This window comes from Paenibacillus sp. BK033 (genome assembly GCF_004345425.1).
In the GTDB taxonomy this organism is placed as follows: Bacteria; Bacillota; Bacilli; order Paenibacillales; family Paenibacillaceae; genus Pristimantibacillus.
Window position 1 is genome coordinate 550,120 of record NZ_SLVP01000002.1, and the last position, 14,329, is coordinate 564,448.

General features: G+C 52.2%; 12 protein-coding genes. 5 read left to right on the forward strand and 7 right to left on the reverse strand.

Going from position 1 to position 14,329, the window contains the following annotated elements:
- Positions 1–175: 175 nt before the first annotated feature.
- From EV294_RS09480 to EV294_RS09490, 3 genes are read right to left on the reverse strand one after another with little or no spacing between them, the layout of a single operon-like run.
- The gene (locus EV294_RS09480) at positions 176–610 is read right to left on the reverse strand and encodes a CoA-binding protein (RefSeq protein ID WP_132306153.1); all 435 of its coding nucleotides are present in this window, start codon (positions 608–610) and stop codon (positions 176–178) included.
- 30 nt (positions 611–640) lie between these two features.
- The gene (gene aroA / locus EV294_RS09485; protein ID WP_132306155.1) at positions 641–1,933 is read right to left on the reverse strand and encodes a 3-phosphoshikimate 1-carboxyvinyltransferase; all 1,293 of its coding nucleotides are present in this window, start codon (positions 1,931–1,933) and stop codon (positions 641–643) included.
- Positions 1,934–1,968: 35 nt separating this feature from the next.
- Positions 1,969–2,484 carry a shikimate kinase gene (locus tag EV294_RS09490; protein ID WP_132306157.1) on the reverse strand — a complete coding sequence of 172 codons (516 nt, stop codon included), beginning with the start codon at positions 2,482–2,484 and terminating at the stop codon, positions 1,969–1,971.
- 146 nt (positions 2,485–2,630) lie between these two features.
- On the opposite strand from EV294_RS09490, the gene EV294_RS09495 reads away from it, so the two are divergent.
- Complete coding sequence (locus EV294_RS09495; protein ID WP_132306159.1) at positions 2,631–2,927, forward strand: hypothetical protein; 297 nt, start codon at positions 2,631–2,633, stop codon at positions 2,925–2,927.
- A gap of 10 nt (positions 2,928–2,937) precedes the next feature.
- Here EV294_RS09495 and gndA read toward each other — a convergent pair whose 3' ends face one another.
- The 3 genes from gndA to EV294_RS09510 form a co-directional block, all read right to left on the reverse strand.
- Complete coding sequence (gene gndA, locus EV294_RS09500; protein WP_132306161.1) at positions 2,938–4,350, reverse strand: NADP-dependent phosphogluconate dehydrogenase; 1,413 nt, start codon at positions 4,348–4,350, stop codon at positions 2,938–2,940.
- Between the two features lie 269 nt (positions 4,351–4,619).
- Positions 4,620–5,216: a hypothetical protein gene (locus EV294_RS09505; protein ID WP_132306163.1), complete on the reverse strand. Its 597-nt coding sequence runs from the start codon at positions 5,214–5,216 to the stop codon at positions 4,620–4,622.
- A 184-nt stretch (positions 5,217–5,400) separates the two neighbouring features.
- Positions 5,401–7,119 carry a proline--tRNA ligase gene (locus EV294_RS09510; RefSeq protein WP_132306165.1) on the reverse strand — a complete coding sequence of 573 codons (1,719 nt, stop codon included), beginning with the start codon at positions 7,117–7,119 and terminating at the stop codon, positions 5,401–5,403.
- A gap of 402 nt (positions 7,120–7,521) precedes the next feature.
- Here EV294_RS09510 and EV294_RS09515 point away from each other — a divergent pair, with 402 nt between their 5' ends.
- Complete coding sequence (locus tag EV294_RS09515) at positions 7,522–8,172, forward strand: DUF1054 domain-containing protein (RefSeq protein WP_132306167.1); 651 nt, start codon at positions 7,522–7,524, stop codon at positions 8,170–8,172.
- 250 nt (positions 8,173–8,422) lie between these two features.
- Here the strand turns inward: EV294_RS09515 and EV294_RS09520 are convergent, their stop codons facing one another.
- The gene (locus EV294_RS09520) at positions 8,423–11,440 is read right to left on the reverse strand and encodes an efflux RND transporter permease subunit (protein ID WP_132306169.1); all 3,018 of its coding nucleotides are present in this window, start codon (positions 11,438–11,440) and stop codon (positions 8,423–8,425) included.
- Positions 11,441–11,842: 402 nt separating this feature from the next.
- On the opposite strand from EV294_RS09520, the gene EV294_RS09525 reads away from it, so the two are divergent.
- The 3 genes from EV294_RS09525 to EV294_RS09535 are packed head-to-tail and all read left to right on the forward strand — an operon-like array spanning position 11,843 to position 14,275.
- Positions 11,843–12,544 carry an ABC transporter ATP-binding protein gene (locus EV294_RS09525; protein WP_132307152.1) on the forward strand — a complete coding sequence of 234 codons (702 nt, stop codon included), beginning with the start codon at positions 11,843–11,845 and terminating at the stop codon, positions 12,542–12,544.
- On the forward strand, positions 12,541–13,560 hold the full coding sequence (locus EV294_RS09530) for an ABC transporter permease (RefSeq protein WP_132306171.1): 1,020 nt from the start codon (positions 12,541–12,543) through the stop codon (positions 13,558–13,560). Before EV294_RS09525 ends, EV294_RS09530 begins: the two co-directional genes overlap by 4 nt.
- A 55-nt stretch (positions 13,561–13,615) precedes the next feature.
- Positions 13,616–14,275 carry a TetR/AcrR family transcriptional regulator gene (locus EV294_RS09535; protein ID WP_132306173.1) on the forward strand — a complete coding sequence of 220 codons (660 nt, stop codon included), beginning with the start codon at positions 13,616–13,618 and terminating at the stop codon, positions 14,273–14,275.
- Positions 14,276–14,329 lie beyond the last annotated feature (54 nt).

The following is a 14,329-nucleotide window of genomic DNA, read 5'->3' on the forward strand; positions in this document are numbered from 1 at the left end:
GCGAAGCAATTCTTACTTCGTAAGCATGTGCTTAAGAATTATTGCGTACTTTGCGGTCATTCTTTGACCTAATCCTTATCTCTATAACGATGGTACGGCGTTGAAGCTTTTTTGTCAAAGCAAAGACGGGCCCTGATGGCCCGCCAAAAGTAAGGTATAGCTTAAAAGGCATTGTTTAGGTTGTCTGCTTCCCATGCGGCAGAAGAATCGAGTCCTCCACCTTGATGCAGCGGTCCATAATGACCTGAAGTCCGCCTTCGGAAGCAATTCTCGCCGTTTCGTCATTCGCGATGCCAAGCTGCAGCCAAAGGGTCTTGGCTCCGATGGCAACCGCTTCTTCCGCAATTGGAGGCGTATGCTCCGGGCGGCGGAAGACGTTCACGATATCCACCGGCTCCGGAATATCCTTGAGGGAAGCGTAGCTCTTCTCGCCCAGAATGTTCTCGGCAGCGGGATTTACCGGAATGATGCGGTAGCCCTTCTTTTGCAGCGCCTCCGATACCATGTAAGATACGCGGTCCGGCTTGTCGGACAATCCGACAACGGCAATGGTGTTGCTCGCTTGCAGAATGCCCTTGATTTCTTCTCGGGTCGGATTTTCAAATGCCATAATCAGCGCCTCGCTTTCATCCTTTTTCCTTTATTCTACCCATTCTACGTTAGCGCCTAACGCTTTCAAATGATCGAAATAAATCGGATAGGACTTGGCAACATGGTGAGCGTCGCGAATCCGGATCGGATTTTTGGCGCGCAGGCCAACGACGGTAAGCGCCATAATCACGCGATGGTCATAATGGGCATTGATTTCCACGCCGCCTTCTACGCCTTCCGGACGTCCGTGCACGATAATCTCGGCTTGGCGTTCTTCTACGTTTGCGCCGGCTTTGCGCAGCTCGTTCAGATAGTCCGTAATACGGTCGCATTCTTTGTAACGAAGATTCTCAACGTCGTAGAAGCGGGAAGTTCCTTCGGCAAAGACAGCCGCGGCAACCATCGCGAGCACCGCATCGGTTGCTTTATCGCCGTCGAACTCGACAGCCTTCAGCTTGCCGTTGCCTTTAACATGAACGATGCCGTTCTCGTGCGTAAGAGGTACTTCCATCATGCGAAGCACGTCAACAACCGCGCGTTCGCCTTGCTTGCTGTTCTCGGCCAGACGGTGAACGATGACGTCCGAATTCGTTACCGCAGCCGCGGCAAGAATCGCCGCCGAACCCGGGTAATCGCCTTGAACGACGTATTTCTTTGCTTCGTATTTCTGGTTGCCAGGTACGCGATAGTGCATGAGATCTTCGCTTGCATGGATCACGATGCCTGCCTGCTCAAGCACTTCAAGCGTCTGACCCACAACAACCTTCGATTTCAGATCATGCAGCACTTCGATCTCGCTGTCTTCCGGGAGAAGCGGTGTAAGGAACAAAAGCGCGCTCAAAAATTGCGAGCTGACATTGCCGGACACCTGGATTTTGCCGCCTTTTGGCGCTCCGCCTTGGATGCGGATCGGCAGCTTGCCTTCGTTATGTTCAATCTTTACGCCCATTTGGCCCAGCGCCTCGATCAGATCGTTATGCGGGCGTTTGCCCAAGGAATCCGGATAGCGGTTAATGAAAGTAACATCCGGGCACAGCGAAGCAATAGCCATCAGGAAACGCAGAACCGCGCCGGCATTGCCTACATCCAGTTGATCCACGGCCTTCGGAGTTTTGCCAAAGCCCGTAATGACGATTTTCTCGTCGTCCTCTTCCACGATCGCGCCCAAATCGCGGATGCAACGGCGCATCGCGTCGCTGTCTTCGCTGTGGGCCGGATAGTAGATCGTGCTTGTCCCATCCGCAAGCGCAGCGACAAGCAGGTAGCGAGTCGTATAGTTTTTTGAGGAAAGCGCTTGAATTTCCCCTTGGAGTGTTGGAGTAGGTGTAACAATTACGTCCATTATGCAGCAATTCTCCTTTTTATTAGAGTCGTTCGTTATTTCTCCTGCCATGCCTTCAATATCATTTCGGCCGCTTCCTGCGGCGTTAATGACGTTGTATCCAAACGGAGATGCGCAAAATCGTAAGCGTTCTTACGCTGCTCCATAATCCGGTGAACGTTAGCTGCAATGTCGCCCTGCAGCAGCGGACGGGCCGTATCGGACTTCACCCGGTCGATAATATGCTCCGCGTCTGCCGTAAGCGCGACTACGAAGCCGTGCTTCAGCATGGCTTCCCGGTTCCGCTCCATCAGCACGCAGCCGCCGCCGGTCGCTATAACGGCGCTTTCCTCCGCTTCCAATAGCGATGCGAGCACGTTGCTTTCGATATCGCGGAAGCCTGCTTCGCCGAGGGTCTCGAACAGCTTCGAGATTGTCCCTTCGCGCTCCACGATCACTTCATCCGAATCGTAACGGGACCAGCCAAGCTGCTCTGCAAGCAAACGGCTGACGGTGGATTTGCCCGTTCCCATAAAGCCTACCAATACAATTTTGCTTGTGCGTTGCTTCAATGCAAGAACTCCCCTATCTTCTTTTCCCCTACATGCATGCTTTTCCACAACATCATATCATTTTTTATCTGGAATAGGGTATAAAAAAGTTGCATATGCCGTATGGATGATAATGATGCATATTTCATAAATAGGAGTGAAAAGGCATGACCAATGAATCGCATTTGCCCGACAGCCGCCTGACCAGCGAAAGAATCGACCGAATACTGAGTCCCGATCACCCGCTTTGCCGCGAGGACGTCGTCTGGATGCTTGAATATATTAAAAAAAAGGTGGCTGACGGGGACCCTGCACTCAGGGACCTTTCGCAGCCACGCTTATTGAAAAACTTTCATTATTTCGCCGAAGCTTCCATGCTGCTGATCCGCCGCAAGCATTACTCCGAGCAGGAGGCTACCCGCCTGCGGAATTGCCTCATCGAAGCTTCATACGGGCTAAAATAATCAAACCGGATTAGGAATTCATCCAGTTGAAATGGAACGTGCCTTCTTTGTCCAGACGTTTGAAGGTATGCGCACCGAAGTAGTCGCGTTGCGCTTGCAAGAGGTTAGCAGGCAGACGCTCTGAACGGTAGCTGTCGAAGTACGACAAAGCGCTTGCGAATGCAGGCACCGGTACGCCGTTAGCTACGGCTGTGCCAACCACTTCGCGCCACGCGCCTTGGTACGAATCAACGACACCTTGGAAGTAAGGGTCAAGAAGCAGGTTGCTCAGGTTAGGATCGCGGTCATAAGCGTCCATGATGTTTTGCAGGAAGCGCGCGCGGATGATGCAGCCTGCGCGGAAGATCTTAGCGATGTCGCCATAGCGAAGGTTCCAGTCGTATTCTTCGGATGCTGCGCGCATTTGCGCGAAGCCTTGTGCGTACGAGCAGATTTTCGAAGCGAAGAGCGCTTTGCGAACGGATTCGATGAATGCTACTTTGTCGCCTTCAAAAGGTTTTTTCTCAGGACCGTTCAGTACTTTGCTAGCTGCGATGCGCTCGTCTTTCATAGCGGACAGGAAGCGGGTAAATACGGATTCCGTGATGATCGACAGCGGCACGCCAAGGTCGAGGGAGCTTTGGCTTGTCCATTTGCCGGTACCTTTTTGGCCGGCGGAGTCAAGGATAACGTCAACCATAGGCTTGCCAGTCTCTGGGTCGTATTTGGAGAAGATGTCGGCCGTAATCTCGATCAGGTAGGAGTCGAGCTCGCCTTTGTTCCACTCCGTGAAGATGCTGTGAAGCTCTTCAGCGTTAAGGTCCAGCGTGTTTTTCAGCAGGTCGTAAGCTTCGCAGATGAGCTGCATGTCGCCGTACTCAATGCCGTTGTGAACCATTTTTACATAGTGGCCCGCACCGTCCGGACCGATATATGTGCAGCAAGCGTCGTCGCCGACTTTTGCCGAGATAGCTGTAAGGATAGGCTCAACCAGCTTGTATGCCGATTCTTGGCCGCCCGGCATGATCGAAGGACCTTTCAGGGCGCCTTCTTCGCCGCCGGATACGCCGGTACCGATGAAGCGGATGCCTTGCTCTTCAAGAGCTTTGCTGCGGCGAACCGTGTCAGGGAAATAAGCGTTGCCGCCGTCGATGATAATGTCGCCTTTGTCCAGATGCGGAACAAGAGCGTCGATGGTTGCGTCAGTACCTGCGCCGGCTTGTACCATGATCAGAATTTTGCGAGGAGATTCGAGCGATTGCACGAACTCTTCAATTGTGTATGCAGGAACAAGGTTTTTGCCTGCGGATTCTTTGATCAATTCATCTGTTTTCTCACGGGAACGGTTGTACACCGATACCGTGAAACCTCTGCTCTCAATGTTCAGGGCAAGGTTTTTACCCATAACTGCGAGGCCGATAACGCCGATTTGCTGTTTAGCCATTTGGTTCTTCCATCCTTTTCTTTATAATATGGTGGTCTTCAATAGTCTTATATTACTCCTTTTGCAAGGAGATGAAAACCATTTGCGCGGAATTTGTCGGCATTCGTCCATTAGTTTTCCTGACCGCTTTAGAAAGTTTACCTTATATTGCGAAGAAATGCTAACCAGAATATGAGAAATCCGGCGCGCACAAAAAAACGAATCAATCAAATGATTCTCCAGGAACCATCCGTTGATTCGTTTTCCGAAAAAAATCTATCAATGAGATCTCAAAGCTCCAGCTGCAGCATCTCCGAACGAAGCAGCGCCAGCTTTTCCTTCGACTCGGCGATAACCTCCTCGTTGTTCTCCTGGAGAGCGTCGAACAGCACCGTCAGCTCGTAATCCAGTTCATAACGGAGCACCGCCGCGCGTTCCTCGGCACGCTTGGATTGGAAAGCTTTAATCATTTCCTCTATAGTTACGAATGGCTTCTTTTGATAAATAATCCGATGTTCCATTCCGGACACCTCCACAAGTCGTATTATTTCACCAAACATGATGTTCTCAATGACGATCTGACGATCTTTGATCCGCTTGACTATCGCATGTCCACGTGTGTCATTAATAAGCTTTTCAAGCAACTCCGACAGCTTCTCGTCTTTAATGGTGTAATCCCCAACGATCTTGTAACGGTTCTTCATCCGCTGAAACCTTAACTTCACGAGCTTACGACCTGTTCGAATTGAAATGAGGAACTGCCCCTCCGTCTCGCTCCAATACAAGGAGTACCCTTCCTGAATGAGATCACGGATGAGGTTCTGGATTTGCCGGCGGTCAAAACGCAGCTCCAAATTGCAATATTCGACTTCGTAGCTCTTATTCACGGCAATCCCTCCTTTCAAGCATTTGACGAAATAGTCTGACAATTTGTTCTTACTTCTATCTTATACTCCATCTTATGATCTGGCAACTTGGATTATTGACTAATTTTAAAGGATTGGACGTCCAAATCGAAAAAAGGGCAGTCAAGCCGTCCAATCGGTATGCCTAACCGCCTATTCTCGTTTATTATGAACCGAAATAGCCCCTGACAAGCGCCAACGCTTCCTCGGTTGATACCAGCTGGGCTTCTCCTCCGTTCCTGTACCTCAGTTCGACCACTCCGTCAGCCGCTTGTCTTCCGACAACGATCCGGATCGGAACGCCGATCAGATCGGAGTCCTTGAACTTCACGCCAGGGCGCTCGTCTCTGTCGTCCAGCAGCACTTCGAAACCGGCAGATTTAAGGTCGCCGTACAGTTTGCCGGCTATATCCATCTGCAGCCCGTCCTTGGCGGACACAGGCACGACATGGACCTGGTAAGGCGCCAGCTCAAGCGGCCAGCGAATTCCCTGCTCATCGTGATGCTGTTCTACTACCGCGGACATAACGCGGGATATCCCGATTCCGTAGCATCCCATAATGACGGGCTTCTCCGATCCCGCAGCGTCAAGATAATTAGCCTGCATGGCCTCGCTGTACTTGGTCCCAAGCTTGAATACTTGCCCAACCTCAATCCCCCGGAACATCCGGAGCTTCCCTTCCGCGCAATTCGGGCAACCATCCCCGATTGCGGCATTTCGCACGTCCCCCAGCATCGTAATCTCAAAATGTACGCCTGGACGGACATTTTTCCAGTGGTAATCCGTTACATTTGCGCCGGCAATGGCTGAACCGATAGCCGCGGCGGAGTAATCGAGGATAACAGGAACGCTTAATCCGATTGGTCCGGCAAAGCCAATGGCTGCGCCAGTCAGACTCTCCGTCGTTTCTTGGTCGGCAAGCTCCAGCTTATCCGCCTGCAGCAAGCCCGCAAGCTTGATCTCGTTGACTTCATGATCGCCTCGGACGATTACCGCAACAGGCTTGCCGTCCGCAAGGAACAGCAGCGTCTTCAGCATCTTATCCGCGGAGGCCCCCAGCGCTTGAACAAGCTCATCGATTTTTCTGACATTCGGAGTATGGATTTTCGCAGGCTCAGGGTAAGCGGCAGAGTCACCTGTACTACGGATATCCCCTTCAGGGATCCTGTATCCGGCTTTCTCGAGATTAGCCGCGTACTGGCAGCGGTCGCAGGCTGCGATCGTATCTTCGCCGATATCCGCAAGCGCCATAAATTCGTGGGTGCCGCCTTCTCCGCCGATGGTCCCCGCATCCGCTTCCACCGGACGGAAATGAAGCCCGCATCGGGAGAATATCCGGTGATAGGCGTCATACATCCTTTGGTAGCTTGCATGAAGGCCATCCCAGTCTGCATCGAAGGAGTAGGCATCCTTCATCATAAATTCCCTGCCGCGAAGCAAGCCGTAACGCGGTCTCTTCTCATCCCGGAATTTGGTCTGGATCTGATATAACGTAACCGGCAGCTGCCGGTACGAGTTTATTTCCCCGCGAACCAGATCCGTTATGACTTCCTCATGGGTTGGACCAAGCGCGAACTCGCGGTCGTGCCTGTCCTTCAGCCGCATCAGCTCGGGACCGTATTTCTCGTAACGGCCGGACTGCCGCCATAGATCGGCGGGCTGCATCGCGGGCATAAATACTTCCTGGCAGCCGGCATGGTCCATCTCCTCCCTAATAATCGCCTCGAGCTTGCGCAGCACCCTGCGGCCCGTTGGCAAATACGTATAAATTCCGGCAGCAAGCTGCCTGATCAAGCCCGCGCGCAGCATTAGCCGGTGGCTGACCGATTCCGCTTCGGAAGGCGCTTCGCGCAAGGTTGGCAATAACAGTTGGCTTTGACGCATCGATCCTCACTCCTACTGGTTGATGGAAAAACAAAAAGAGCACATTCGCAAGGGACGAATGTGCTCGTGGTACCACCCTTTGTTAACCGGGGCAGCAGCGCTGCCGGCTCTCTAATAGATAACGGGATTGTCATCCCGGCAAAGACTTAAATGGAATCGGCAGCCTTTGCAGCTCACAAGGCAGGATGAGTCTTAAGCGTTCATGGAAGCCTCGCAGCGGTGGACTTCCTCTCTGAAATGAACAATCGCTTAAGCTCGACCTTGATCAAAGCTGTTGGAATATTTAGATAAATTTACAACAAGTGTTCTTCCGCGTCAAGATGTCCAAGATGCGCATATAGGAACAAACGTGCTATAATCAAGCTTAATTATCGGTTTTTATCGCGAGGAGAGATCAAATAGATGACTATAACACCAACAACCGGTACCTTTACGGGCTTTGAACAAAAGGATTTTGACACGTTTCTGATCGATGGCTTGGAGCAGCGCATGGCTGCCATTGAGGAACGGATTCGCCCGAAGTTCCGTTATCTGGGCGAAAGGCTTGCCGGCGACATTGCCGCGCAGGCAGGCGACGAAATGTTCCTGCATATCGCGAGGCATGCCCGCCGGACCGTAAATCCGCCTAAGGATACCTGGCTAGCCATCTGCAACAACAAACGCGGCTACAAAGCGCATCCGCATTTCCAGCTTGGCTTGTTCGACGACCATCTGTTCCTGTGGTTTGCCCTTATTTACGAAGCGCCGGATAAGTCCAAGATCGCTTCCGTTTATCTGAACCATCTGGATGAGGTGATTGGAGCGGTTCCTTCGGATTACGTGATTTCGCTTGACCATATGAAGAAGGAGTCCAAGGCCGTAAGCGAGATGGGCAAACAGGATTGGATCAACGCCCTTACCCGGCTTCGCGACGTGCAAAAAGCCGAGTTTCTGATCGGCCGCCATCTTCCCGCCGGAGACCCGCTTCTGCGCGATGGGGATGCGCTGTACAAGCTGGCTCAGGACACCTATGAAACGTTGATGCCTTTGTATCGTTTGGCCGCTTCGGTTTAAGAGGATCAGGTTACTATTTGCACACTGCGCATGAAATGTTCTTCCGATCGCCATTGCTCGTGGATTCCTTCGATTAGATTGTACAAGGTTGGAATCCCCGAGCAAAAGCGACCACTACGTTTCTCCAGAATCATTTCATGCTTCGTTTGCTCGTAACCTGAACAACAAAAGCAAAAACCGAAACAAAGGCTGGGGGAAGAAGAAAAAGCTGTGCGGAATGAACTCCGCACAGCTTTTTTGATTTTATAGATTATACTGCTGTAACCGCTTTGGCAGCCTGCGCTTTGGCACGGCGCTGCTTGCGGGAAGCGCGGAAGAACAGCAATTCGTACATGCAAGGAACAACGATCAGCGTCAGAAGCGTTGCCGCCGCCAGACCGCCGATCACGACGATCGCCAAGCTTTGCGATACGATACTGCCCGATTCGCTTGCCCCGAATACGAGAGGAAGCATAGCACAGATCGTTGCAACGGCCGTCATGATGATCGGACGCATCCGGGTTGTCGCCGCTTCAACCAGCGCATCGCGGATCGACATCGTTTCTTCGTTTTGCTTCACTCTGTCGATGAGAACGATTGCGTTCGTCACCACGATGCCTATCAGCATCAACGCGCCGAACATTGCCGTAAAGTCGGGCGTAACGCCGGAGATCAAGAGTCCTACGACTGCGCCAATCGCCGCAAGCGGCAGCGAGAACATAATGGCGAGCGGAGCGCGCAGCGTTTTGAACGTCAGCACCATAATCAAGTACACGATGCCAATCGATATAAGAGCGGTCATGCCAATGTCTGCGAAATCGCTTGCCTGGTCTGCCGATGCGCCGCCAACCTTCAGTTCGACGCCATCCGGAAGCTTGAGCTTATCCGCGGCCTTCTGAATATCCTTGCCAACGACCGAAAGCTTCTCGGGATCGGCTTCAGCGGTAATCCGTACATAGACCTTGCCTTCTTTGTGGTAATACAAGCTTGGTTCTTCCGTACGGACCAGCTTCGCCACGCTTGATACCGGAACCGCGCCGGATTCCGTTGCAATGGTTAGATCCTTAAGCGCCGCTTCGGTATCCGGGTTAACAACCGGCTGCACAACGACAGAGGTGTCGCGTCCGTCTACCTTGATGCTGCCTACCGGTACCGGATTCAGAATGCTTTGCAGCTGCATCGAAACTTCCTGGCCTTTTGCTTTTTCCGGGTTCACTTGGAAGGTATACACCGGCTTTTTCTCTTCCTGGTTGCTTTGAACTTTGAGCACGCCTTTAACCGGCTTGATTGCGGCAATCAATTGATCCGCGGTTTGCGTCAGTTTTTCCGGATCATCGCCCGTCACGTCAATGAAGACCTGGGAACCTCCTCCGCCCATCATCAGATCGGTCGCGTTGACGGACAGCTCGGCATCGCTGAAGTTCGTTTTTTGCTTCTTCACTTCATCCATGAATACTTCGGCGTCTACGCCTTTCTTCAGATCCACCATATACGTAACCAGCGTTGGCGAGGACACCGAACCGTATTGCGCATTCTCGGAGCTGTTGCCTAGCTGCATAATTACCCATTCCACGCTTTTACTGTCCTTGAGGAAACTCTCCAGCTGCGTACCGCCCTGCTCAACCTTATCCGACGGCGTATCGCTCGGATACTGCAGGGAAATGTTCAGGTTCTCCGCACTGGAGGAATCAAGCGCGCCTTTCGGCATCATCGCGTAAGAACCGATGGAGCCTACGAACAGCAGCAAGGCGATAAGAAGCGTCACCCATTTGTGCTGCAGATTCCAGCGGATAAACGATGCGAATTTATCCGAGCCCTTATGCGGCTTTTCCTTTGTGCCGCGGAGCAGAATCGCGCTAAGCAGCGGCACGACCGTTAAGGCAACCAGCAGCGAGGACAAAAGCGAATAAGCTACGGTCAGCGCAAACGGCAGCAGGAAGGCCTGCAGGGAGCCGCGGAGCAGACCCATCGGCAGGAATACCGCTACGGTAACCAGTGTCGAAGAGGTAATCGCCGTTGCGACTTCCTTGGTTGCATCGGTAATGACGGTAACCGAGAACGGCTCCTTTTGCAGCCTGCGGTAGATGTTCTCGATTACTACGATGCTGTCGTCCACGAGACGCCCAACCGCTACGGCCACACCGCCAAGCGTTATGATATTAAGAGTGACGCCGGACAAATCGAGCAAGTACAGCGTGATGCCAAGCGACAACGGAATCGATACGATCGTAACGATCGTTGCGCGGAGGTTGCGCATGAAGAGCAGAATGATAATGGTTGCAAACAAAGCACCCATCAGCACCTCGCGAAGCATGCTGTTTACCGAGTGGGTTACCGATTCGGCCGTGCTGAGCAGAACAATCGCTTCCACGCCTTTTACATCCTTGTTCAGACGCTCGACCGTCTTCTCCACGTTTTTGCCCGTTGATACGGCATTGGCATTCGCCGACTTCGATACCGTGAACAAAATCGCGTCCTTGCCGTTCATCCGGCTGATGCTCTCCTGCTCTTTCGCCTGCTCCACCTTTGCGACATCGGACAGCTTCACGCCAGGCGCAACCGGAAGATTGCGAAGCGTATCGAGGCTTGTTACTTCGTCATATACATTAATGTTGCCGGCAGCGCCGTCTACATTGCGCTCGCCGATCGAAGCGGAAACGCCGCGTCCTTGGAGCACGCCAAGAAGGGATTGAACCGGAAGTCCCTTTTGCGCAAGCTTACCGGTATCGGGAGTAATGTGGATCGATGGCGTAGACTTGCCGTTTACGCTGATCTGACCCGCTCCTTCGGACTTTTGCAATTCCGTGTTGACCAGCTTGAGCTTCGCGTCCTTCTCCTGCTCGCTAAGACCTTCGTCAAAGGTAACAACGATCCAGGAGATCGGAATCATCGACGTATTAAACTGGACGACAAAAGGCTTCATGACGCCTTGCGGAAGCTGAACTTGATCAACCGAACGTTCGATTTCGGCTTTTGCTTCCTTCATATTCGTATTGGAATCGAAATTAACGTTAACCTGGGCGTAACCGTTCCCCGAGGTCGAGAACATATCGGTTTTGCCTTTCGTGAACATGACCGCTTCTTCGAGCGGATTGGTCACTTGCTGCTCCATCGATTTGGCGTCCATGCCAGGCCCGATTACAGTAACCATGACTTGCGGGTTATCCGCTTCCGGCAGGAACTCCATCGGCAGCTTCAAATAACTGATGACCCCAACCGTCAATGCCATAACGACGATCAGGATAACGGCCGCCTTGTTGCGGAACGACCATTCGGTTAACTTGTTCATTACAACTACTCCTTCTCCCTATTCGGAATTCTCTTTTTTGTGTTTTTGACATTTCTAAGCATACCTGCATTGAAAATAATGTAAAAACGTCTCCAGACGGTATTTTACTCTCGCCCCGGGTCGGAGAGCGTCTACGACTTAGGTCCAGTATGATATAACCTCTATCGAAGCTTCCCCAAAATGATCGACCGCGTTTAGAGGTGGTTTATCGTCAATTGGAATTGTATTTTCGACTGACTCTAACTTGTTAATTCAAGTACGGAGTCAAAAATGAGCAAGTACTCACTTTACAGTTGATCCGACCGTACTTATACTGAAAGTGAGTATTCACTCACTCCACTCAAAGAGGTGTTTCTATTGACGAAATCAGCGGAAAAGCCTGCTATTGCCCTCTCCGGAATCATGAGGAGGTTTGGGGATCGGAAGATATTGGACGACATTACCCTTAACGTCAATCGCGGAGAACTGTTTGGACTCCTTGGTCCTTCAGGCTCCGGGAAAACAACGCTTATCAAGCTCGTGACAGGCATCGACAGGGCAGACGGCGGTCAGGTTGAATTGTTCGGCGAACCGATGCCTCAGCTCAAGATGCTGCAGACCTTCGGTTATATGGCACAGTCCGATGCCCTCTATCAGGAGCTGACCGGCAAGGAAAACATGGCCTTTTACGGCTCCCTCTACGGGCTGTCCGGCAAAGCGCTTGCTTCCCGTATCCAGTCCGCTGCCGCGTTGGTAAATTTGACCGACCATCTGGATAAACCGGCAAACGCTTATTCCGGCGGCATGAAGCGCCGTTTATCGCTTGCTATTGCTCTGTTGCACGAGCCTCAGCTGCTTGTGCTTGACGAGCCGACGGTTGGCATCGATCCCGTTCTCCGGCAAGCTATCTGGAATGAGCTGCGTGCCTTGACGCAGCAAGGCGTAACGATTATCGTCACTACTCACGTCATGGACGAAGCCGAGAAATGCGACCGCCTGGCCTTGATCCGGGACGGGAAATTAATCGCGCTCGATACGCCCGAAGCCATTATCAGGCATGCCGGTGTCCACACGATTGAAGAAGCGTTTATCGCCCTTGGCAGCCGGAAGGAGGAGCAAGCATGAGAATACGAGCGCTGGTTGTGCGCATTATCCGGCAATTCGTCCGGGACAAAAGGACGTTGGCCTTGCTGTTCCTCGCCCCTCTGCTCATTCTTAGCTTAACGAAGCTTGTATTCGACGGAAGAACCGTATCGCCGGAGATAGGATTAACCGGTCCCTCAGCCGCATTCGCTGAAAAGCTGGAGGAACAGAATGCCAGCATTACCGTCTACGATACCGTCGAAGCAGCAGATAAAGCCCTTCATAGCGGAGAGCTGGACGCTTATGTGCAGATCAAAGACGGCAAACCGGATATTACGCTGGAAGGCAGCGATCCGTCGGTAAGCCGCAGTACGCAGTTAATCATGCAAAAAGCGCTTCAGGGCAATGTTAAGGAGCTTGCTCCCGCGGTTCACTATCTGTACGGCGGACCGGATATGGCCTCCTTTGATTCATTTGGCCCCGTGCTGATCGGCTTCTTTTCTTTCTTTTTTGTCTTCCTGCTCGCGGGAGTATCCTTCCTTCGCGAACGAACAAGCGGCACGCTGGAAAGATTGCTGGCGACCCCAATCCGCAGATCGGAGATTGTATTGGGCTACTTGGCTGGTTTTGGCATCTTCACGCTGCTCCAGGCTTCGCTGATCGCCTGGTTCTCCGTTCAGGTGCTTGGCATGTCGATGGCCGGCCATATCGTCCATATGCTGCTGATTAATCTGCTGCTGTCCTTAACCGCATTAACGCTTGGCACCCTGCTGTCCTCGTTTGCGAGCAGCGAATTTCAGATTATCCAATTCATTCCGATTATTATCGTGCCTCAGGCATTCTTCTCCGGATTGTTTAATCTCGATGCCATGAATCCGGCATTGCAAAAGCTCAGCTTCATCATGCCGCTCTACTACGGAGCGGATGCCATGCGGGGGATTATGATCCGCGGGGACGGCCTTGCCGATATCCAGCTGGACATTTACGTGCTGGCCGGCTTGTCGGTCCTGTTCGCGCTTTTGAACGTAATGGCGTTGAAGAAGCACCGCCGCATGTAGGATTCCTTCTTTTTCTGCTATAATGACGGGAATGGGCAAAAAGGGAGTGTCTGGCATGAGCGAGCCGATTGAAGAATGGCTGGATGAGCTGAATAAGCTTGGCGACGAGAAATCGATGACCGATAAGCAGCTGAAAATCGTCAGGGCTGCTTCCGAGATATTCGCGGAGAAAGGCTTTGCCGCTTCGTCCACGAGCGAAATCGCGCAACGTGCAGGGGTTGCGGAAGGCACGATTTTCCGGCATTACAAAACAAAAAAAGAATTGCTCGTCTCCATCGTGGCACCGGTGATGGCAAAGCTTGTCGCGCCGTTTGTCATGAGGGAATTTTATAAAGTGCTGGACGGCAAATACGACAGCTACGACCAGATGCTGCGCGCGATTCTCGAGAACCGGCTGGCTTTTCTTGAGAAGCATTTAAACGTGCTGAAAATTTTTATCCAAGAGATTCCGTTTCATCCCGAGCTGCAGGAGCAATTCGAGAAGCTGATTCTCGCGAAGGTATTCGAGAAGGTCACGCCGAATATCCGCAGGTTCCAGGAAGAAGGAAGTCTTGTGGACTGGTCCCCTTACACGATAATCAGACTTACCGTCTCCTCCCTTATCGGTTATGCCGCGGTCCGGACGTTATACGGCAAACGGGAAGGCAGCAGCTGGAATGACGAGCAGGAACGCGAAGCGACGATCGCTTTTATCATGAAGGGGTTAACTCCGTAAAGAAATCGAATGAAAAAGCCGAAGGCATGGCAGGAAACTCCCCTCTTCCAAGAG